The organism is Variovorax paradoxus, assembly GCF_009755665.1.
GTDB classification, from domain to species: Bacteria; Pseudomonadota; Gammaproteobacteria; order Burkholderiales; family Burkholderiaceae_C; genus Variovorax; species Variovorax paradoxus_G.
On the sequence record NZ_CP046622.1, the window covers coordinates 3442685 to 3461503 of the forward strand.

General features: G+C 66.3%; 19 protein-coding genes and 1 pseudogene. 12 read left to right on the forward strand and 8 right to left on the reverse strand.

All coding sequences use genetic code 11. The features are described 5' to 3' along the window. Positions 1-12 precede the first annotated feature (12 nt). Together GOQ09_RS16045 and GOQ09_RS16050 are read left to right on the forward strand one after the other, a co-directional pair. On the forward strand, positions 13-450 hold the full coding sequence (locus GOQ09_RS16045; protein WP_055806077.1) for an ExbD/TolR family protein: 438 nt from the start codon (positions 13-15) through the stop codon (positions 448-450). Between the two features lie 3 nt (positions 451-453). After that, positions 454-1384: pseudogene (locus GOQ09_RS16050) on the forward strand (energy transducer TonB). Between the two features lie 60 nt (positions 1385-1444). Here GOQ09_RS16050 and GOQ09_RS16055 read toward each other — a convergent pair. Both GOQ09_RS16055 and dnaE read right to left on the reverse strand, forming a co-directional pair. Next, a complete protein-coding gene (locus GOQ09_RS16055) occupies positions 1445-1837 on the reverse strand; it encodes a YgiW/YdeI family stress tolerance OB fold protein (protein WP_157614417.1) in 393 nt (130 codons plus the stop codon). A 99-nt stretch (positions 1838-1936) separates the two neighbouring features. Further along, a complete protein-coding gene (gene dnaE / locus GOQ09_RS16060; protein WP_157614418.1) occupies positions 1937-5455 on the reverse strand; it encodes a DNA polymerase III subunit alpha in 3519 nt (1172 codons plus the stop codon). A 149-nt stretch (positions 5456-5604) separates the two neighbouring features. On the opposite strand from dnaE, the gene GOQ09_RS16065 reads away from it, so the two are divergent. Beyond that, positions 5605-6390 (forward strand): sulfurtransferase, encoded by a 786-nt coding sequence (locus GOQ09_RS16065; RefSeq protein ID WP_157614419.1) that lies wholly within the window; start codon positions 5605-5607, stop codon positions 6388-6390. 37 nt (positions 6391-6427) lie between these two features. On the opposite strand, the gene GOQ09_RS16070 is transcribed toward GOQ09_RS16065, so the two are convergent. The 4 genes from GOQ09_RS16070 to GOQ09_RS16085 all read right to left on the reverse strand — a co-directional run bounded on the left by GOQ09_RS16070 (position 6428) and on the right by GOQ09_RS16085 (position 9194). Further along, positions 6428-7351, reverse strand: a complete 924-nt coding sequence (locus GOQ09_RS16070; RefSeq protein WP_157614420.1) for a pirin family protein — start codon at positions 7349-7351, stop codon at positions 6428-6430. Positions 7352-7376: 25 nt separating this feature from the next. Beyond that, on the reverse strand, positions 7377-7928 hold the full coding sequence (locus tag GOQ09_RS16075; protein WP_157614421.1) for a flavodoxin family protein: 552 nt from the start codon (positions 7926-7928) through the stop codon (positions 7377-7379). A gap of 61 nt (positions 7929-7989) precedes the next feature. Continuing rightward, positions 7990-8427, reverse strand: a complete 438-nt coding sequence (locus tag GOQ09_RS16080; RefSeq protein WP_157614422.1) for a DoxX family protein — start codon at positions 8425-8427, stop codon at positions 7990-7992. Positions 8428-8492: 65 nt separating this feature from the next. Then, positions 8493-9194, reverse strand: a complete 702-nt coding sequence (locus tag GOQ09_RS16085; protein ID WP_126749999.1) for a pirin family protein — start codon at positions 9192-9194, stop codon at positions 8493-8495. A gap of 177 nt (positions 9195-9371) precedes the next feature. Between GOQ09_RS16085 and GOQ09_RS16090 the strand changes: the two genes are divergently transcribed. The 4 genes from GOQ09_RS16090 (at position 9372) to trmB (ending at position 13170) form a co-directional block, all read left to right on the forward strand. Next, positions 9372-10325 carry a LysR family transcriptional regulator gene (locus GOQ09_RS16090; RefSeq protein WP_126749998.1) on the forward strand — a complete coding sequence of 318 codons (954 nt, stop codon included), beginning with the start codon at positions 9372-9374 and terminating at the stop codon, positions 10323-10325. Between the two features lie 85 nt (positions 10326-10410). Beyond that, positions 10411-11502, forward strand: coding sequence for an NAD(P)/FAD-dependent oxidoreductase (locus GOQ09_RS16095; RefSeq protein ID WP_157614423.1), 1092 nt, complete (start codon positions 10411-10413; stop codon positions 11500-11502). A 7-nt stretch (positions 11503-11509) separates the two neighbouring features. Then, positions 11510-12433: a tRNA glutamyl-Q(34) synthetase GluQRS gene (gene gluQRS / locus GOQ09_RS16100; protein WP_157614424.1), complete on the forward strand. Its 924-nt coding sequence runs from the start codon at positions 11510-11512 to the stop codon at positions 12431-12433. Beyond that, complete coding sequence (trmB, locus tag GOQ09_RS16105) at positions 12433-13170, forward strand: tRNA (guanosine(46)-N7)-methyltransferase TrmB (RefSeq protein ID WP_157614425.1); 738 nt, start codon at positions 12433-12435, stop codon at positions 13168-13170. The genes gluQRS and trmB overlap by 1 nt, the downstream gene beginning before the upstream one ends. Before the next feature lie 23 nt (positions 13171-13193). Here trmB and GOQ09_RS16110 read toward each other — a convergent pair whose 3' ends face one another. After that, positions 13194-13388 (reverse strand): hypothetical protein, encoded by a 195-nt coding sequence (locus GOQ09_RS16110; protein WP_157614426.1) that lies wholly within the window; start codon positions 13386-13388, stop codon positions 13194-13196. A gap of 132 nt (positions 13389-13520) precedes the next feature. Here GOQ09_RS16110 and GOQ09_RS16115 point away from each other — a divergent pair, with 132 nt between their 5' ends. Beyond that, positions 13521-14678 carry an ABC transporter substrate-binding protein gene (locus tag GOQ09_RS16115; RefSeq protein WP_157614427.1) on the forward strand — a complete coding sequence of 386 codons (1158 nt, stop codon included), beginning with the start codon at positions 13521-13523 and terminating at the stop codon, positions 14676-14678. A 21-nt stretch (positions 14679-14699) separates the two neighbouring features. On the opposite strand, the gene GOQ09_RS16120 is transcribed toward GOQ09_RS16115, so the two are convergent. Further along, positions 14700-15419, reverse strand: coding sequence for a Crp/Fnr family transcriptional regulator (locus tag GOQ09_RS16120; protein ID WP_157614428.1), 720 nt, complete (start codon positions 15417-15419; stop codon positions 14700-14702). A 99-nt stretch (positions 15420-15518) separates the two neighbouring features. Here GOQ09_RS16120 and GOQ09_RS16125 point away from each other — a divergent pair, with 99 nt between their 5' ends. The 4 genes from GOQ09_RS16125 to GOQ09_RS16140 all read left to right on the forward strand — a co-directional run bounded on the left by GOQ09_RS16125 (position 15519) and on the right by GOQ09_RS16140 (position 18808). After that, the gene (locus GOQ09_RS16125) at positions 15519-16109 is read left to right on the forward strand and encodes an HD domain-containing protein (RefSeq protein WP_157614429.1); all 591 of its coding nucleotides are present in this window, start codon (positions 15519-15521) and stop codon (positions 16107-16109) included. Positions 16110-16132: 23 nt separating this feature from the next. Then, positions 16133-16900 (forward strand): class II aldolase/adducin family protein, encoded by a 768-nt coding sequence (locus tag GOQ09_RS16130; RefSeq protein ID WP_157614430.1) that lies wholly within the window; start codon positions 16133-16135, stop codon positions 16898-16900. A gap of 95 nt (positions 16901-16995) precedes the next feature. Next, complete coding sequence (locus GOQ09_RS16135; RefSeq protein ID WP_157614431.1) at positions 16996-17874, forward strand: bile acid:sodium symporter family protein; 879 nt, start codon at positions 16996-16998, stop codon at positions 17872-17874. 7 nt (positions 17875-17881) lie between these two features. Beyond that, positions 17882-18808 (forward strand): LysR family transcriptional regulator, encoded by a 927-nt coding sequence (locus tag GOQ09_RS16140; RefSeq protein ID WP_157614432.1) that lies wholly within the window; start codon positions 17882-17884, stop codon positions 18806-18808. Positions 18809-18819 lie beyond the last annotated feature (11 nt).

Here is an 18819-nt window from a genome sequence, read left to right on the forward strand (position 1 = left end):
GAGGCCGAGCGCATGCCCGCCGTTTCATCCCGAGGCCGAGGCCGCCGCACGATCAACGAGATCAACATGGTCCCGTTCATCGACGTGATGCTGGTGCTGCTGATCATCTTCATGGTCACCGCGCCGCTCATCACGCCGAGCGTGATCAACCTGCCCTCGGTAGACCGTGCCAACAAGCAACCCGACAAGCCCATCGAGATCGTCATCAAGAGCGACGACGAAGTGCAGATCAAGAAAGACCCGTCCACCGGCAGCGGCGGCGCGTCGATTCCCATGACCCAGATCGGCTCCGCGGCCAAGACCGCCCAGGGCGGCGACGACCAGCGCCCCGTGGTCATCAGCGCCGACAAGTCCGTCAAGTACGAAACCGTCGTGAAGGCGATGAACCAGCTCAAGCGCAGCGGCATCGAGCGCGTGGGCCTGTCCGTCACCACCACGGGCGGCAAATAAGGCATGTCGCTCGCCCTGGATCGCCCCGAGTTCGCACCACCGCCGCAGCGCGGCACGCCGCGCGCGGTGCTGCTCGCATTGGTCGCGCATGCGCTCCTGATCGCGGCGCTGACGTGGGGAGTGCGCTGGCGCAGCGACCCCGACGAAGGCGCGGTCGATGCGGAGCTGTGGTCTTCCACGGTGCAGCAGGCCGCGCCGCGCCTGTCCGCACCGCAAGCGCCCACGCCCGCTCCCGCACCACCGCCGCCCGCTCCCCCCGCCGCCGCCTCCTCCACCCCAGGTGAAGGCTCCCGAACCCGCACCGCCGCCGCGCGCGCCGGACATCGCACTCGAACGCGAGAAGAAGCTCAAGGAAGAAAAAGAGCAGAAAGAGCGCGAGCTGGAGCGCCAGCAACAGCAGCGCAAGAAAGAGCTCGAAGCCAAGCAGCGCGCGGAAGACGAAGCCGAGCGCAAGAAGGCCCAGCAGCAAAAGCTCGCCGAGCAGCAGAAGAAGCAGCAGGAAGTCGAGGCCAAGCAGGCCGAAGCGAAGAAACAGCAGCAGGAAGCGGCAGCCAAGCAGGCCGCCGCCGACCGCGCCGCAACGCTCAAGCGCATGCAGGGTTTGGCGGGCGCCAGCGGCAGCGACGATTCCAAGGGCACCGCCCTGCGTTCGTCCGGACCGTCGAGCGGCTATGCGGGGCGCATTGCAGCCGCCGTTCGTCCGAACATCACCTTCCCCGATGCGGAGACGGTCAATGGCAACCCGGCCGCCGAATTCGAAGTGAATCTAGCGCCCGACGGCACCATCGTCGGCGTCAAGCTGACCCGATCGAGCGGATTGCCCAGCTGGGACGAAGCCGCCGAACGCGGCCTGCGCAAGACCGACAAGCTGCCGCGCGACACCGACGGGCGCATCTTCCCGTCGCTGATCGTCTCGCTTCGGCCCAAGCGCTAGGGTTGAGATCTCGCTGCCTTCGGTGCCTGCGCGCCGAAGGCAGCGAAGCGCTGGAGCTCTTTACTTTGCCGCCGCGACGCTCAGCCGCTTGACGTCGAGCTCGGCCTTGTTGCCCACCAGATCCTTGTCGAACTCGCCCGAAATCTCGACGCGCACCTTGTCGTCGATCTTCACGCCTGGCGGAAAGTGCTTGGCGTCGATTTCCACCTTCATGCGGCCGGTGTCGTCGGCAAAGGTGTAGTGCTCGCCGCCATCATGCGAAACGATGAAGCCGCGCAGCGTGGCGTGCTGATCGTCCTTGCCGGTGTCGAGCAGTTGCTTGACGGTCATCGTCTGCACCGTGCTCGGGCCTGCGTACTGCGCAAATGCCGGCGAAAGGGGCAGCACCAGCGCGAGCGACATGCCGAGGGCCAGTGTGGCTTTCTTCAGGGTCCTGGTGTTGGTATGGGTCATGGCAATCGTTCCTCCTTTGAACAGCCTGGTTTACAAAGAAACAGATGGACAACCCCCGGCATCCGAATGTTCCCCTGAGGAACATCCGGCGCCTCTCGCTCACTCGTAGACGACCGAGGCTTTTCCGGCTTCGGCCTGCGCCGTCCAGCTTGCCAGCGCGGCATCGGTCGGAAAGAACTTGGCGCGCTCACCAAGCTGCAGTTCGACCTGCGCGCCGCCCCGCGCCATCGAAAGACGCACCGGCAGCCCCTGCACCAGGTCGCCGTGTTCGCTTTGCTCGGTACGCGGCGGAAAATCTTTCACCAGGCGTGCGATGTCCGGCGCCTTGCCGTTGACCGCCACCCGCAGGAATTTGCCGAAGCGGCAGCGCGCAGTAGCCAGGTCCCACACCTGCTGCACCTGAAAACGCGCCTCGAAACCGCCGCGGCCGGGCTGCAGCCGGCCGCTCACGATCACCAGCTCGTCGTCCTTCAGCGTGTTGCGGTTCGCGTTGATCAGCGCCTCGTCGGCGGTCGCGTCGATGGAGTCCGACTTGTCGTCGAGCTTGAAGATCGCCAGGCGACCGCGCTGGCCGTTGATCACGCGGAAGTCGCTCACGATGCCCGCAATCACCTGCTGCTCGCGGGTGTCCATCAGGTCGCCGATCTCGCGCTTGCAGAAGCGCCGCACCTCGTGCGACACCTCGTCGAACAGATGGCCCGAGAGGTAGAAGCCCACGGCCGTTTTCTCGTAGGTGAGCCGCTCCTTCACGCCCCAGGGCGTGGCGTCCACCAGTTCGGGCTCCTGCGTGGCCGAGCCGTGCTCGCTGTCGCCGAAGATGTCGACCTGGGCCGCGTTGGCTTCGGTGGCCACCGCGAACTCGAAGGCGCGGTCAACCGAGGCGATGAGCGAGGCGCGGTTCTGCTGAATGGCATCGAACGCGCCGGCCTTGATGAGCGCTTCGACCGTGCGCTTGTTGATGCGCTGGCGGTCGATGCGCACGCAAAAATCGAACAGGCTCTTGAACGGACCGCCCTCTTCGCGCGCCCGCACAATGGCCTCCACCGCAAGCTGTCCCGTGCCCTTGACGGCCCCCAGGCCGTAGCGAATCACCTTGTCGGTGACGGGTTCAAAGCGGTAGTTGCCGCGGTTCACGTCCGGCGGCTCGAACGTGATGCCGAAGTTTTTCTGCGCGTCCTCGAACAACACCTTGAGCTTGTCGGTGTCGTCCATTTCCACGGTCATGTTGGCGCAGAAGAACTCGGCCGTGTAATGAACCTTGAGCCAGCCCGTGTGGTACGCCAGCAGCGAATAGGCGGCCGCGTGCGACTTGTTGAAGCCGTAGCCCGCGAACTTCTCCATCAAGTCGAAGATCTCGTCGGCCTTGTCCTGCGGAATGCCGTGCGTCTTGAGCGCGCCCGCTCGGAACTTCTCGCGGTGCTCGGCCATCTCCTCGAGCTTTTTCTTGCCCATGGCGCGGCGCAGCAGGTCGGCGCCGCCGAGCGAGTAGCCGCCCAGGATCTGCGCGGTCTGCATCACCTGCTCCTGGTAGACCATGATCCCGTAGGTTTCGGAGAGCATCTCGGCCACGGCCGGGTGCGGGTACTCCACCTCTTCGCGGCCGTGCTTGCGCGCCACGAAGCTCGGAATCAGGTCCATCGGGCCCGGCCGGTACAGCGCGTTGAGCGCAATCAGGTCTTCAAGGCGCGTGGGCCGCGCATCCTTCAGCATGCCCTGCATGCCGCGGCTTTCAAACTGGAACACCGCTTCCGTCTTGCCCTCGGAAAAGAGCTTGTAGGTCTCGCGGTCGTCCAGCTTGATGTTCTCGTAGGCAAAGTTCTCCTGGCCCTTGTGGCGCTTGACGATGAACTCTTTCGCAATCTCGAGGATGGTGAGCGTGGCCAGGCCCAGAAAGTCGAACTTCACGAGGCCGATGGCCTCCACGTCGTCCTTGTCGTATTGGCTCACGGCCGAGTCGCTGCCGGGCTGCTGGTACAGCGGGCAAAAATCGGTGAGCTTGCCGGGCGCAATCAGCACGCCGCCCGCGTGCATGCCGATGTTGCGGGTCATGCCTTCGAGCTTTTGCGCAAGCTCCACCAGCATGCGCACTTCTTCTTCCTTCTCGATGCGGGCCGCGAGCTGCGGCTCCATCTCGATGGCGTAGTTGTTCTTGTCGCCATCCACCTTCGGATCCGGCGGATACTGGATGGTGACAGGCTGGCCCGGCTTGTTCGGAATGAGCTTGCTGATGCCGTCGCAGAACATGTAGCTCATGTCCAGCACTCGGCCCACGTCGCGAATGGCGGCGCGGGCGGCCATCGTTCCGAAGGTGGCGATCTGGCTCACGGCCTCGCGGCCGTACTTGTCCTTCACGTAGTCGATCACGCGGTCGCGGTTGCCCTGGCAGAAGTCGATGTCGAAGTCGGGCATCGAAACGCGCTCGGGGTTCAGGAACCGTTCGAACAGCAGCTTGTATTCGAGCGGATCGAGGTCGGTGATCTTCAGCGCATAGGCCACCAGCGAGCCCGCGCCCGAGCCCCGGCCCGGGCCCACCGGACAGCCGTTGTTCTTGGCCCACTTGATGAAGTCGCCCACGATCAGGAAATAGCCCGGGAACCCCATGTTCAAGATCGTGTTGATCTCGAACTCGAGCCGCTCCACATAGCGCGGCCGCTCGGCATCGCGCTTGGCCTGGTCTGGATACAGGTGCACCAGCCGCTCTTCGAGCCCCGCGAAGGACTCCTGGCGGAAGAACTCGTCGATCGGCATGCGCACGCCTTCGCTGATGAAAGGCGTCGGAAAATCGGGCAGCTGCGGCTTGCCGAGCACCAGCGTCAGGTTGCAGCGCTTGGCAATCTCGACCGTGTTGGCCAGCGCGCTCGGCACGTCGGCAAAGAGCGCCTGCATTTCGGCGCTCGACTTGAAATACTGCTCCTCGGTGAACTTGCGCACCCGGCGCGGGTTGCCCAGGATTTCGCCTTCGGAGATACAGACCCGTGCCTCGTGCGCCTCGTAGTCCTGGCGCTCGGCAAACTGCACAGGGTGCGTGGCGACCACCGGCAGGCGCAGCCGGGCCGCGAGCTTCACGGCGGCAATCACGTGCGGCTCGTCCTCGGGGCGGCCCGCGCGCTGCAGCTCGATGTAGAAGCGGTGCGGGAACATGCCCGCCAACTGAAGCGCCAGTTCAGCGGCGCGTTCTTCCTGCCCCTGCAAAAGCGGCGCCCCCAGAGGGCCGGCTTGCGCGCCCGAGAGCGCGATCAGCCCGCCCTGCAGCTCTTCGAGCCATTCGAGCTTGCAGGCCGCTTGGGATTGCCCCCGGCCCACGTTCTGCGTCCAGGCACGCGCCAGCAACTCGGAAAGATGCAGGTAGCCTTCCATGTTCTGCACCAGCAGCACGATGCGCGTGAGCACGCCGGGCTCCTTGCCCAGCCCCTCGACGAAGATTTCTGCGCCGATGACCGGCTTGACACCCTTGCTGCGCCCCTGTTTGTAGAACTTGATCGCCCCGAACAGGTTGTTCAGGTCGGTGATGGCCAGTGCGGGCTGCTTGTCGGCAGCGGCGGCCTTGACGACTTCGTCGATTCGGTTGGTGCCGTCGACGACGGAAAACTCGGTGTGCAGGCGCAGGTGAACAAACATCCTCCCATTGTAGAAACCGGCACTCCACGATGTGGGTTGGCAATCCCCTAAATTGAGCCCCCCGGCTTGCCACTTCGTGTGCTTCGCCCCCCCCCGAGGGGGAGGCTCGGTGCCTTGGGGCGGCCCGGCGGCACCTACAATTCCGCCCCGTGCAAGAGATTTTGAATATTGCGGCCTACAAGTTCGTAGCCATCGACGACAGCCCCGTGCTGCGTGAAGACCTGCGCGGGCGCGCCCAGGCGCTGGGCCTCATGGGCACCATCCTGCTGGCGCCCGAGGGCATCAACCTGTTTCTGGCGGGCGCAGCCGACGCCATTCGCAGCTTTGTGGCCAGCCTCCGCGCCGATCCGCGCTTTGCAGACCTCGAAACCAAGGAAAGCTGGTCGGCCACGCAGCCCTTCCGCCGCATGCTGGTGAAGCTGAAGCGCGAGATCATCCGCATGGACCATCCCGCCATCCAGCCGGCGGCCGGCCGCGCACCGGGCGTGGACGCGCACACCCTCAAGCGCTGGCTCGACCAGGGGCATGACGACGCCGGCCGCGAAATTGCGCTGCTCGACACGCGCAACGACTTCGAGGTCGACGAAGGCACCTTCGACGGCGCAATCGACTGGCGCATCACCAAGTTCACCGAATTCCCGCCCGCACTGAAAGCACACAGCGCCGATTTCGCGGGCAAGACGGTCGTGAGCTTCTGCACCGGCGGTATCCGCTGCGAAAAGGCCGCCATCCTGATGCGCGAGGAAGGCGTGGAAAACGTGCTGCAGCTCGAAGGCGGCATCCTTAAATATTTCGAAGAAGTCGGCGGTGCGCACTATCACGGCGACTGCTTCGTGTTCGACGGCCGGCGCGCGCTGGCACCCGACCTGAGCGCACGCGCGGCCGATGCGAGTGCGCGCGCTGCCGAGGATCCCGACCTGGAACAAAAGAACTGAGCCCCCGCGCCGCGGGGGCTTGTTCGCTGCGGGCTCGTCAGACCGGCGTGGTGCCGACGTCCGGCTCACGCACGCCGAAGGGCTTGCCCGGCAGCGGAATGAATTCGGTCTCACCGGGCACGTGGCCCATGCGCTGGGCGGCCCAGTCGGAGCCCGCCTCCAGAATGCGCTCGCGCCGGCTGGAAACGAAGTTCCAGGTGATGTAGCGCGGACCATCGAGCGGCTCGCCGCCGATCACCATCAAACGCACCGCCGTATCGGCGCTCAGCACCGCGCCCTGGCCGTCCGGCAGCACAACCATCGTGTGCGCCGCAATGGACTCGCCATTGATGCGCGCATCGGCATCGACGGCGTAGACGGCCAGCTCCTGTGCCAGTGCGGGCAATTCGAAGCGGCCGCCAGCGGGCAGTGCGATATCGAGGTAGAGCGTCTGCGACAGCGTCTTGACCGGTGAGTGCTTTCCAAAGGCCTCGCCCACCAGTACGCGCACCTTCGCGCCTTGCTCCTCAAGCTCGGGAATGGCGCTGGCCGGCGTGTGCTCGAAGCTCGGCTCGACCTCTTCATGCGCCTGTGGCAAGGCTGCCCAAAGCTGCAGGCCATGGTTAACGTAGGTATCGGCCTTGAGCCGCTCGGGCTTGCGCTCGGAGTGCACGATGCCGCGGCCCGCCGTCATCCAGTTGATGGCACCGGGCAAGATTTCCTGCACGCTGCCGAGGCTGTCGCGATGCATCATCGCGCCCTCGAAAAGATAAGTGACCGTCGAAAGGCCGATGTGCGGATGCGGCCGCACATCGTGTTCGGCACCGGGCTGCTCGGTAGCCGGGCCGAAGTGGTCGAAGAAGACGAAGGGCCCGACCGACCGGCGCTGCGCCGCGGGCAGCAGGCGCCGCACCTTGAAGCCACCGCCCAGGTCCTTGTCATGCGGTTGAAGCAGTTGGGTCTGTGCGGCGTTATCGGTCATCGGGGGCTCCGTGGTGGACTGGGTTTTACCCGCGCGATCTTGCCACTTCGGCGACGCGCTCGCCGAAAGCACGCGCAGTGTCGAAGTCGCCCTTGAACATCTCGGCCGGGCTCGCATCCGACGGCGACTGCGTGAGCAGGCCGCCGTAGCCACCCACGTAGTTCAGCGAATCGCGCGTGGCGGCCTTGTTGTTCGTCGGCAGGATGCCCAAGCTCACCCAGATGCCGCTGTGCTGCATCGCGAGCGTCCACAGGTACGCCATGGTCGTGACCTTGTCGCCGTTCATGGTGGCGCTGTTGGTGAAGCCCGCAAAGAGCTTGTCTTTCCAGCCCTGCGTGAACCACACCTTCGACGACGCATCGGCAAACTTCTTGAACTGCCAGCTCACGCCGCCCATGTAGGTCGGCGAGCCCATGATGATGGCGTCCGCTGCGGCCAGCGTCTCCCAACCGCCTTCGGGCAGGTTGCCATCCGCATCGATGGCGAGCAGTTGCGCGCCGGCTCCATCGGCGACAGCCTGGGCGATGCGCTGGGTGTGGCCGTAGCCGGAATGAAAGACGACCACGATGTTTGGCATTGGATGGTTCTCCTGAAGTGGTGACGAGGGTCGTTGATGCGAAGCCCGGGCAAAAGCCTGCTTACTTCCTGTCGATGCTGAAGCGGCCGGCACCGAAGGCGACAAAGGCGAGCAAACCGCCGGAAATGGCAATGTTCTTGAAGAACATCAGCTGGTTCACGAAGGCCTTGTCTGCGGGCATGCTCCAGTAATTGTGGAACAGCACCGATGCCGCGACGGTGAACACCGCCAGCACCACGGCCGCGAGGCGTGTCTTGAAGCCGACGAGCAGCATCAGGCCCAGGCCCAGTTCCACGACGATCGCGATGACCGCCGCAACCTGCGGCAGCGGCGCTCCGACGGACGAGATATACCCGACCGTGCCCGCAAAGCCCATGAGCTTGCTGAAGCCCGCAGGCACGAAAAGCAGCGCCAGCAGCACGCGACCTACAAGTGCCAGCGTGTCTTGCGCTGCGGTGGGGTTGGATGTGGCGGTTACATTGATTGCGGTGGTTGTCATGATGAAACTCCTCGGTTGTAGAAAGTTGAAAGAAGCGGAAAACAAGAATTGAAGAAAACGTCTGCTCAGGCGGCCAGGTCGAACACCAGCACTTCGGCATCCTTGCCGGCGCCGAGCGTCAGTTGCGATTCGCCTTGCAGCATCGCGGCGTCGCCGCCAGACAGCTTCTGGCCGTTGACTTCGAGCTCCCCGCGCACCAGGTGCACATAGCTCTTGCGCTGCGGATCGAGCGCCAGGCTGGCTTTTTCGTCGCCATCGAGCAGGCCGGCGAACAGGCGCGCGTCGGCGTGCACCGTCACCGAGCCGTCGGCGCCGTCGGGCGAGGCCACCAAGCGCAGCTTGCCGCGCTTTTCGTCATTGCTGAATTTCTTCTGCTCGTAGCCCGGCGCAATGCCGCGCACGTTCGGCTCGATCCAGATCTGCAGGAAATGCGTGGTCTCGTCGGCCTTGTGGTTGAACTCGCTGTGCATCACGCCGCGGCCCGCGCTCATGCGCTGCACGTCGCCCGGCGGAATCGACTCCACGTTGCCCATGCTGTCCTTGTGCGCCAGTTCACCCGAGAGCACGTAGCTGATGATTTCCATGTCCTTGTGGCCATGGGTGCCAAAGCCGGCGCCCGCGGCCACGCGGTCTTCGTTGATCACCCGCAGGTTGCCGAAGCCCATGTGGGCCGGGTCGTAGTAGCCGGCAAAAGAAAAGCTGTGGAACGAGCGCAGCCAGCCATGGTCGGCATAACCGCGTTCCTGTGATTTACGGACTTGCAACATCGTCAAACTCCTTCGGCCCTGCCCCGTGGGAATGCTCGGGCCTTCTTTCGTATGCCGCGCCGGATGCGCAGCGGATGTGAAGAACTTTAGGCCTGCACCCCAGCCGTAAAAGCGCCGGGTTTTGATGGCATCATTCAAATTATTTGATCAATCGACCGAGCATCCAACGGAGCCACAATGCCCAGCGCCAGAGACGTACTGACCCCCGACGCGCTCGCCATGCTCCAGACGGTGGCAAGCACCGGCAGCTTTGCGGGCGCGGCGCGCGCGCTCAACCTGGTGCCCAGTGCGCTCAGCTACCGCGTGCGGCAGATCGAAGACGCGCTCGACGTGCTGCTGTTCGACCGCAGCGCCCGCCAGGCCCGCATCACCGAGGCCGGCGCCGAACTGCTGCGCGAAGCGGCACGCCTGCTGGGCGAGATCGATGCGGTGGCCAACCGCGTGAAGCGCGTCGCCACCGGCTGGGAGCCGATGCTCACCATTGCCGTGGACAGCGTGATCGCACGCGACCCGCTGCTCGACCTGGCCACTGCCTTCTTCGCGCTGAACCCGCCCACGCGGCTCAAGCTGCGCGATGAAACGCTGCTCGGCACCATCGAGGCACTGACCAGCGGCGAGGCCGACCTCGCCATCGGCGCCGTGCTCGACGCGGCAAGCCTGGCCTTCACCGCCACCGGCATCCGCAGCCGGCCGATCGGCGAGCTGTGCTTTGTGTATGCCGTGGCACCGCACCATCCGCTCGCGCGCTTGCCCGAGCCATTGACCGACGCGGTGCTGCGCCAGCACCGTGCAGTGGCCGCCGCCGACTCGGTGCGCAGCGGCCCCAGCATGACCGTCAACCTGGTCGGCGGGCAAGACGTGCTCACGGTGCCGAGCATGCATGCCAAGCTGAACGCGCAACTGCACGGCCTTGGCGGCGGTTTCTTGCCCGAGCCCATGGCGCGTCCCTACATCGAAGCCGGGCACCTCGTCGAACGCAAGACCGAACGCCAGCCGCCGCTCGCCACCATGCATTGCGCCTGGCGCGTGCGCAGCGCGGGCGGGCCGGGTCGCGCCCTCGAATGGTGGCTCGCGCAGTTCGACCACGAGGCCACGCGGCGGGCGCTGCTCGAGCGGCACCGCGGCCGCTGACGTTGCCCGGTCGGACGCCCCACTTCCAGACCGATGTAGAGTGCAACCACATCCATCGTCTCCCTACACAAGAAAAGAGTCCCTCATGACCACTCGCGCAACTGCCAAGACGGCAAAGGCCACCGACCGCCACCGAACCCCCGCCGCCCCGCGCCACTACGCCGTCGTGGGCGCCGGCATTGCCGGCGTGGCCTGCGCACGCACGCTGGTGCAGGCCGGCCACAAGGTCACCGTCTTCGAACGCGAGGCCGCCCCGGGCGGACGCATGGCGAGCATCGACACCGCCTTCGGCCGCTTCGACAGCGGCGCGCAGTACTTCACCGTGCGCGACGCCCGCTTTGCGCTGGCGCTCGAAGCCACGCCTAGCCTTTGCCGCCCATGGAGCGCCAACCTGGTGCGCGTGCTCGACGCGCACGGGCGCGTGGCCGAAGCGGCATTGCCGGGCCGCGAATCGCACTGGGTTGCCCAGCCCGGCATGGATGCGCTCGTGGCCTACTGGGCCGCGCCGCTGGGCGGCAACCTCGTGACCGGCACGCAAGTCACGCAGATCGAACCCGATGCGCTGGATCCGAAGCGCTGGCAGCTGCGCACCGCGGGTGCGGACGATTCGCAGCATGTGTACTCGGGCTTCGATGCCGTGCTGCTCGCCGTTCCGCCTTCGCGCACACGTGCGCTGCTGGGCGACGGCAAGCTCTCGGCCAGCATCAGCCAGAAGATCGAGCCCGTGCGCATCGCGCCCTGCTGGACGCTGATGATCGCCTTTCCCCAGGCCAACCAGGCCAACATGTCGCACCTCGGCCCGCAATGGAATGCGGCTCGCAGCACCCACCACCGCGTGGCATGGCTCGCGCGCGAGTCGTCCAAGCCGGGGCGCGAACGCGTCGAGCGCTGGACGCTGCAGGCCAGCGCCACCTGGTCGCAAGAACACCTGCGCGACGACGCCGCGCGCGTCGAAGCCAAGCTGCTGCGCGCCTTCTCCGAGATCACCGGCATCCATGCCGCACCCACGCACGCGCAGGCACGCTGCTGGACCGAAGCCCAGACGCAAGTCCCGGTGGGCAAGACCCACCTGTGGGACGCCAAGGCCCGCATCGGCGTTGCCGGCGACTGGTGCACCGGCCACCGGGTGGAAGACGCTTTCCTCTCGGGCCTCTCGCTGGCGCTTGCAGTGATCTGATCCGCGGATGCGTGAGACCGGCCGTTTCGCGCCCTCGCCCACCGGCCCGCTGCACGCCGGCTCGCTGGTTGCCGCGCTTGCGAGCTGGCTCGACGTGCGCGCCCGCGGGCCACAGGCACGCTGGCTGATCCGCATCGAGGACGCGGACACCGAGCGCTGCCTGCCCGGCATGGGCGAGCACATCCTCCGGCAGCTGGCCGACTGCGCCCTGCTGCCGGACGAAGCGCCGGTGTGGCAGACGCAGCGCATCGCGCATTACGAAGCGGCGCTTGCGAAGCTGCAGGCCTTCGGCCTCGCCTACCCCTGCGGCTGTTCGCGCAAGGACATTGACGAGGCGCTGGTCCGGCTTGGGCGGCCGCACACGCGGCATGGAGAGCGGGTCTATCCCGGTACTTGCCGCAATGGCCTGCACGGCAAGCCCGCGCGGGCGTGGCGCTTTGCCACCGAGAAGTTCGAAGCCGTGCAACCGGCGCTTCCGTCGGGCGAGCTCTGCTGGACCGACCGCCGCCTCGGCCGCCAGTGCCAGCACGTCAGCCGCGAGGTGGGCGACTTCGTGCTGCGCCGCGCCGACGGGCCGTGGGCCTATCAACTCGCGGTGGTGGTCGACGACGCGGAACAGGGCGTAACCGACGTCGTGCGCGGCGAAGACTTGGCAGACAACACCGCGCGCCAGATCCTGCTGCAACGCGCGCTCGGCATGCCCACGCCCAGTTACCTGCATACGCCCCTGGTGCGGGGCGCCCATGGCGACAAGCTCTCGAAGCAGAACGGCGCCACCCCCATCGACACCGCCACGCCCAAGGCCGCACTGGCGTCGCTCGAGGCCGCCGCGCGCGTGCTCGGCCTCGGCGCCGCGCGGGGCGGCTCATGCGCCGCGGCACTGGCCGGCTGGGTGCCGGAATGGCTTGGTCTCTACAATTCGCGGCCGTAATGACCTTTCCCGACACCGTGCCAAACGATTCCCCGCCGAGCGACGACGCGGCCGACCAGCCGCATCCGCTGCACCGCCGCCTCAAGAGCTTCGTGAAGCGCGCCGGCCGCACCACCGAAGGCCAGGCGCGCGCCTTTGCCGAGCTGGGCCCGCTCTTCCTGCTGCCCTACAAGCCCGAGCCGCTCGACCTGACCTCGGCCTTCGGTGGGCGCGCCGCGCCGACGGTTCTCGAGATCGGCTTCGGCATGGGCGAAGCCACCGCGCACATCGCCACGGTGATGCCCGAGACCAACTTTCTTTGCTGCGAAGTGCATGAGCCCGGCGTGGGCGCGCTGCTCAAGCGCATCGGCGAGCAATCGATCGGCAACATCCGCATTTGCGCGCACGACGCCGTCGACGTGCTCGACCACATGCTGCAGCCCGATTCACTGGCCGGCGTGCATGTGTTCTTTCCCGACCCGTGGCACAAGAAGCGCCACAACAAGCGCCGGCTGATCCAGCCCGAGTTCGTGAAGAAACTTGCCGAGCACCTGCGCCCGGGCGGCTACATCCATTGCGCCACCGACTGGCAGCCTTACGCCGAGCAGATGCTCGAAGTGCTCTCGGCGGAGCCTCTGCTGCGCAACACGGCCGAAGCCTATGCGCCCAAGCCGGAGTACCGGCCGTTGACCAAGTTCGAGAACCGCGGCCTCAAGCTGGGCCACGGCGTGTGGGACCTGGTCTTCCGGCGCGCCTGAGGTATTGCCGGCGGAGCCAGGTCTCAGCCGGCACTTTCTCCAATTGCCGCAGCTGACAGGAACCGCGGCAACACCGGCTGCACACGATCGAATGCGTCGGTGACCGCGCTGGACACTGCAACTGCCCGCTCCTCCTTACTGAGCGCAAGCGACTCGCAATAGGCTTTCTGAATGGCTGCATCCATCTGCGCCTTCGGAGCAGTCGCCTTGGCGGCCAACAGCTGGTCCCAAGGGCTTGAATATCGCAAGCAGATCGCCCATGCGAACCCGGCTTGCCCGCGGGTCGGTTCCCTTCCCTGCGGGCACCGAAATTGCTACACTTTTTTACTAATTTTGACAAAGGGTGGCAAATGAACAGCTCTCGCAGGCAAGTACTGAAGACAACCGGCGCACTGCTGCTGGGCGGCGGCCTTTCTCTTCCGGCGCTCTCACAACACGCCAAGGCCACCGCAGGCGCGCGTGTCGTGCTGCTGGGCCAATCGGTGCCGCTGACGGGCGCGGCCGGCGAGATCGGCCTCGCTTTTGCGGCCGGCAGCCGGCTTGCCGTGGGCGAGTTCAACGAGCGCAACGCGGCCAGCGGGCTCCAGCTCAAGCTGCTGCAGCTCGACGACGGCTACGACGCCACCCGTGCCGCAGCCAACGCCCGCACGCTGCTGGGCGCAGACAAGGCCGACATGCTGTTCGGCTTTGTGGGCACCGCAAGCAGCGATGCCGGCGCCAGCGTTGCCGCCCAGCAGGGCAACCTGCTGTTCGCGCCCTTTGCCGCCGCCGATTCGCTGCGCGAGGCGAGCCATCCGAACGTGTTTCATGTGCGTCCCGGCATGATCGACGAAGCCCTGAAGATCGTGCGCCAGTGCGCCACTGTGGGTCAGACGCGCATCGCGCTGGTGGGTGATGACGACGCCATGGGCCGCGCGGGCCTCGCCGCCGTGCAGCAGGCCGTCACCGAGCTCAAGGCGCCGCCGCTGGTTGCAACGGCCATGGTTCCCATGGGCGGCGACAAGCTCGACGCGGCGCTCAAGACCGTGCTGCAGCAGACGCCCCAAGCGATCGTGCTGGTGTCGCTCTCGGGCACCACGGCCAACGCCATCCGCAAACTGCGCAAGAGCGGCTACACCGGCAGCTTCATGGCCTTTTCGATCGTGGGTATCGACCCGCTCTACGCCGAACTCGGCAAGGATATCGGCGGCATCGTCATTTCGCAGGTGGTGCCCTCGCCCCGGCCCTCGGCCATTCCCATCGTCAAGGAATACCGCGCCGCCCTCGACAACTCCGACCAGACGCCTTCGTACGAAGGCCTGGAGGGTTTCATTGCCGCCAAGGTGGTGGGCGAGGCCGTGCGGCGCGCGGGCCGCGGCTTCACCACCGCCAGCCTGCAGCGCGTGATGACGGCCATGACCGACTACGACGTGGGCGGCTTTCGCGTCAACCTGCGGCCGGGCCTGCGCGATCCGTCGCGGAACATCGACCTGATCAGTATCTCGGCCGACGGCCGCGTCCTGCGCTGAATACCCGCTGAATGCGCCGGGCTAGCCGCTGCGAACCAGCGCCTGCAGCGTATCGACCGACCGAAGCTCGATGCGCCCGTAGCTCAGCGAAATCACCTCGTCGCGCGCCAGCGCGTTGAGCTCCTTCGAAAGCGTCTGGCGCGTGACGCCGAGCATCATGGCCAGCGCTTCCTGCGGCAGCATCAGCGTGCGGCGCAATTGCACCGATTGCGTGGCGTCGCCGCGCGCCAGCACCAGCAGGCGGTGCGCCACGCGCGCGCGCAGGCTGCGCAGCGTGGCATCTTCGGTCAGCCCGTAGAGCATGCGCACCCTTGCGGCCAGCATCATGGCAATGGCGTTCGCAAAGACAACGTCGCGCATCTGCTGCGCAAAAGCCTCGGGCGGCACCACCAGCAGATCGAGCGGTTCCAGCGCGGTAGCGTCGTGCGTGCGCGGCGAGCCGTCGAGCAGCGTGATCTCGCCAAACCAGTTGCCGGGCTCGAGCACCGCTAGGATGGCCTCGCGCCCGTCCTGCCGCAGCGACGATATCTTGATGGTGCCGGCCACCAGGCCATAAAAGCCCCCGCCCGCCGCATGCACCGGGTCGCCCTGGCGAAACACCATGGCACCGCGCCGCAGGTGAATGAGTTCGGCCGCGCCAAGCAGGGCCTCACGCTGTGCCCGCGGAATGCTCGTGAACCACGGGTTGCGCTCCATCGCAACCAGGTGCGAAGCGGAAAGGCGCGGCTTGGGAGCGGGCATCGGGGGTTTTCCAGGCCCCTGCATTGTCAAATCCTTGACAGTTGCGCGTCAAGCACGGGTCTACAGTGGCCGGCACCCCACAAGAACGGAGACCACAAGATGAGCGAACGGGCGAGTTTCACCAGCATGCAGCAGAGCACGCGCGAAGACTGGCAACTGATCGGCGGCGAGTTCAGGCAATTTGCAGGCGGCCTGCCCGCGCGCGTGATCAGGCACCTGCAGATCCTCGAAGGCGACTACGGCGGCTTTCCGGTCGACCGCTACACCCATTCGCTGCAAACCGCGACCCGCGCGCTGCGCGACGGCCGCGACGAGGAATACGTGGTTTGCGCCCTGCTGCACGACATCGGCGACACGCTCGGCAGCTTCAACCACCCCGATATTGCCGCGGCCATCCTGAAGCCCTTCGTGAGCGAGGCCAACCACTGGATGGTGCAGCACCACGGCATCTTCCAGGGCCACTACTTCTTTCACCACATCGGGCTGGACCGCGACATGCGCGACAACTTCAGGAGCCATCCGCACTACGAGCGCACGGCCGAGTTCTGCGCGCTGTACGACAACCCGGCCTTCGACCCGAAAGCCGAGACGCTGCCCATCAGCGAATTCGAACCCATGCTGCAGCGCCTGATGGCGCAGCCGAAGCAGAGCATCTACAAGGCCGCGATGAAAGAGCCGGCCGCCGCCTGACACCCGACAAAGGACACATCACCATGAACGCAAACTCCCAATCCGAAATCCAGAAGCTCGTGTCCGCCGAGGAGTGGCAGCTGCGCGTCGACCTAGCGGCCTGCTACCGCCTGGTGGCACTCTACGGCTGGAGCGACCTGGTGTTCACGCACATCAGCGCGCGCATTCCTGGGCCCGAGCACCACTTCCTGATCAACCCCTACGGCCTGATGTTCGACGAGATCACCGCGTCCAGCCTGGTCAAGGTCGACCAGCAGTGCAACAAGATCATCGAGTCGCCCTACCCCGTCAACCCGGCCGGCTTCGTGATCCACAGCGCCGTGCATGCCGCGCGCGAAGACATCCAGTGCGTGCTGCACACCCACACCAAGGCCGGCATTGCCGTGAGCGCGCAGAAGAACGGCGTGCTGCCCATCAGCCAGCAATCGACCTTCGTGCTGGCCTCGCTGGCCTACCACGACTACGAAGGCGTGGCCTTCCGCGACGACGAGAAGCCGCGCCTGCAGGCCGACATGGGCAACGCCAATTTCCTGATGCTGCGCAACCACGGCCTGCTCACTTGCGGCAAGACCATTGCAGACGCGTTCCTTTCGATGTACACCTTCGAGAACACCTGCCAGATCCAGATTGCAGCGCAGTCGGGCGGCGGCGAGCTCACGCAAGTGAACCCGAAGATCGTCGAGGGCGTGGGCCAGGCAATGAAGGTGCAGACGGGCGGACTGGGCGGGCAGTTCGTCTGGCCGTCGCTCATTCGCAAGCTCGACCGCATCGACGACAGCTACAAGCAATAAGACGCGCAGATTCCGGTTTCCACGGCTGCCAGCGCCTGCGCGACAGGTGCCGGCAGCCATTTTTTTAGAAGAAGCAAGAAGAGGAGACAACAAGCATGGACGCTACGCTCATCGTGACCCGGTTTCTGTTCGGCGCGCTGGCGCTGGTGATGTTCGGGCTAGGGCTTTCGCTTTCGCTGGACGACTTCCGGCGGCTTTTCAAGCATCCCAAGGCGGTGACCATCGCGCTCGCGCTGCAGGTTGTCGGCCTGCCGCTGGCCTGCTACGCCATCATCGTCGGCTTCGGCCTCTCGCCGGTGTTCGCCATCGGGCTCATGCTGCTCGCGGCCTCGCCGGGCGGCATTTCGGCCAACCTGTTCTCGCACCTGTTCGGCGGCAACGTGGCCATGAACATCTCGCTCACGGCCGTGAACACGCTGCTGTCGATCGTCACGCTGCCGCTCATCGCCAACTGGGCCATCGGGCATTTTGCGCAGAGCGGCCAGGTGGTGCCGCTGCAAACGCGCAAGCTGGTGGAGGTGATCGCCATCGTGCTGGTGCCGGTGGCCATCGGCATGTTCGTGGCCTCGCGCAAGCCCGGCTTTGCAGCGCGCATGGAAAAGCCCACCAAGATCTTCAGCGCCGTGGTGCTCGCGGTGGTCACGGTGCTGGCCATTGCCAACGAATGGAAGACCATCACGGCCACCTTCGCCGAAATCGGCTTGCCGGTGCTGCTGTTCAACCTGCTGAGCCTGCTGGCGGGCTATTACCTGAGCCGCGCCGCGGGCCTGGACAAGCCGCTCGCAACCGCCATCAGCTACGAGATCGGCATCCACAACTCCACGCTGGCCATCTTCATCGCGGTGAGCGTGCTCGGCAGCTTTCAGCTCGCGCTGCCGGCCGCGATCTATTCGGTGGTGATGTACATCACCGCTCCGCTCTTCGGTTGGCTGCTGCTGCGCAAGCGGCAACCGGTGGCCGTGCCTGCGCGATGATGCGGGCATGGAACTGAGGCAACTGCGTTACTTCGTCAAGGTCTGCGAACTCCGCAGCATGGGCCGCGCGGCCGTCGAGCTGGGCGTGGTCACGTCGGCGCTCAGCCAGCAGATCAGCCGGCTCGAGAGCGAGCTTTCGACGAGGCTGCTGCAGCGCAGCTCGACCGGCGTGGTGCCCACCGATGCGGGCCTGGCCTTCTTGCACCAGGCACAACTCACGCTGCGGCATGCCGACGACGCCGTGCGCGCGGCGCAGCAGGCGCGGCTTTCCGGCCACGTGAGCGTGGGCTTGGCGCCCACCACGGCCACTGTGCTCGGCGTGCCCCTGATGCGCAGCATGCAGGAGCGCTACCCCGAGGTGCGGCTGCACATGGTCGAGGCGCTCTCGGGCCATCTCACCACCATGCTGCACGCGCGCCAGCTCGACCTGGCGGTGCTGTTCCAGACCGACACGCCGCGGCGCTGGAGCGTGCTGCCGCTGCTGGCGGAAAAGCTGTTCGTGATCGCATCGCCGACGCTGAACGGGCGCCCCACGGGCACCAAGGTGCGCCTGTCGCAGCTGGCCGATGTGCCACTCATCCTGCCCAGCGGCAGCCATGGTCTCCGCGCAACGCTGATGGCCGCCTTCGCGCGAGCGCGGATTCAGCCGCGCATCGTGGCCGAGGTGGACGGCCTCGCACTACTGATGGACGCGGTGCGCGCAGGCCACGGCGCGACCATCCAGCCCGGCGCCGCCACGGCCCGGCACGACCGCGACGACCTGCAGCTCACGCAGATCAGCGATGCGCACGTGGGCCGCCGCAACCTGCTCGTCAGCCTGTCGGACGACGAGCTTTCGCCCGCCGCGCTCGCCGCGCGCGTGGTGCTTGCAGACACCGCCCGTGCCCTGGTGCGCGAGGGCCGCTGGACTGGCGCCAGTCTTCTCGAAAACTGAACACCCGTTGC

What these genes read in the sequence shown, in the direction of transcription:
- GOQ09_RS16045 (WP_055806077.1), top strand. Translation starts at nt 13, where the DNA reads ATGCCCGCCGTTTCATCCCGAGGCCGAGGCCGCCGCACGATCAACGAG.
- GOQ09_RS16055 (WP_157614417.1), bottom strand. Translation starts at nt 1,837, where the DNA reads ATGACCCATACCAACACCAGGACCCTGAAGAAAGCCACACTGGCCCTC.
- dnaE (WP_157614418.1), bottom strand. Translation starts at nt 5,455, where the DNA reads ATGTTTGTTCACCTGCGCCTGCACACCGAGTTTTCCGTCGTCGACGGC.
- GOQ09_RS16070 (WP_157614420.1), bottom strand. Translation starts at nt 7,351, where the DNA reads ATGACCGATAACGCCGCACAGACCCAACTGCTTCAACCGCATGACAAG.
- GOQ09_RS16075 (WP_157614421.1), bottom strand. Translation starts at nt 7,928, where the DNA reads ATGCCAAACATCGTGGTCGTCTTTCATTCCGGCTACGGCCACACCCAG.
- GOQ09_RS16080 (WP_157614422.1), bottom strand. Translation starts at nt 8,427, where the DNA reads ATGACAACCACCGCAATCAATGTAACCGCCACATCCAACCCCACCGCA.
- GOQ09_RS16085 (WP_126749999.1), bottom strand. Translation starts at nt 9,194, where the DNA reads ATGTTGCAAGTCCGTAAATCACAGGAACGCGGTTATGCCGACCATGGC.
- GOQ09_RS16090 (WP_126749998.1), top strand. Translation starts at nt 9,372, where the DNA reads ATGCCCAGCGCCAGAGACGTACTGACCCCCGACGCGCTCGCCATGCTC.
- GOQ09_RS16095 (WP_157614423.1), top strand. Translation starts at nt 10,411, where the DNA reads ATGACCACTCGCGCAACTGCCAAGACGGCAAAGGCCACCGACCGCCAC.
- gluQRS (WP_157614424.1), top strand. Translation starts at nt 11,510, where the DNA reads ATGCGTGAGACCGGCCGTTTCGCGCCCTCGCCCACCGGCCCGCTGCAC.
- trmB (WP_157614425.1), top strand. Translation starts at nt 12,433, where the DNA reads ATGACCTTTCCCGACACCGTGCCAAACGATTCCCCGCCGAGCGACGAC.
- GOQ09_RS16115 (WP_157614427.1), top strand. Translation starts at nt 13,521, where the DNA reads ATGAACAGCTCTCGCAGGCAAGTACTGAAGACAACCGGCGCACTGCTG.
- GOQ09_RS16120 (WP_157614428.1), bottom strand. Translation starts at nt 15,419, where the DNA reads ATGCCCGCTCCCAAGCCGCGCCTTTCCGCTTCGCACCTGGTTGCGATG.
- GOQ09_RS16125 (WP_157614429.1), top strand. Translation starts at nt 15,519, where the DNA reads ATGAGCGAACGGGCGAGTTTCACCAGCATGCAGCAGAGCACGCGCGAA.
- GOQ09_RS16130 (WP_157614430.1), top strand. Translation starts at nt 16,133, where the DNA reads ATGAACGCAAACTCCCAATCCGAAATCCAGAAGCTCGTGTCCGCCGAG.
- GOQ09_RS16135 (WP_157614431.1), top strand. Translation starts at nt 16,996, where the DNA reads ATGGACGCTACGCTCATCGTGACCCGGTTTCTGTTCGGCGCGCTGGCG.
- GOQ09_RS16140 (WP_157614432.1), top strand. Translation starts at nt 17,882, where the DNA reads ATGGAACTGAGGCAACTGCGTTACTTCGTCAAGGTCTGCGAACTCCGC.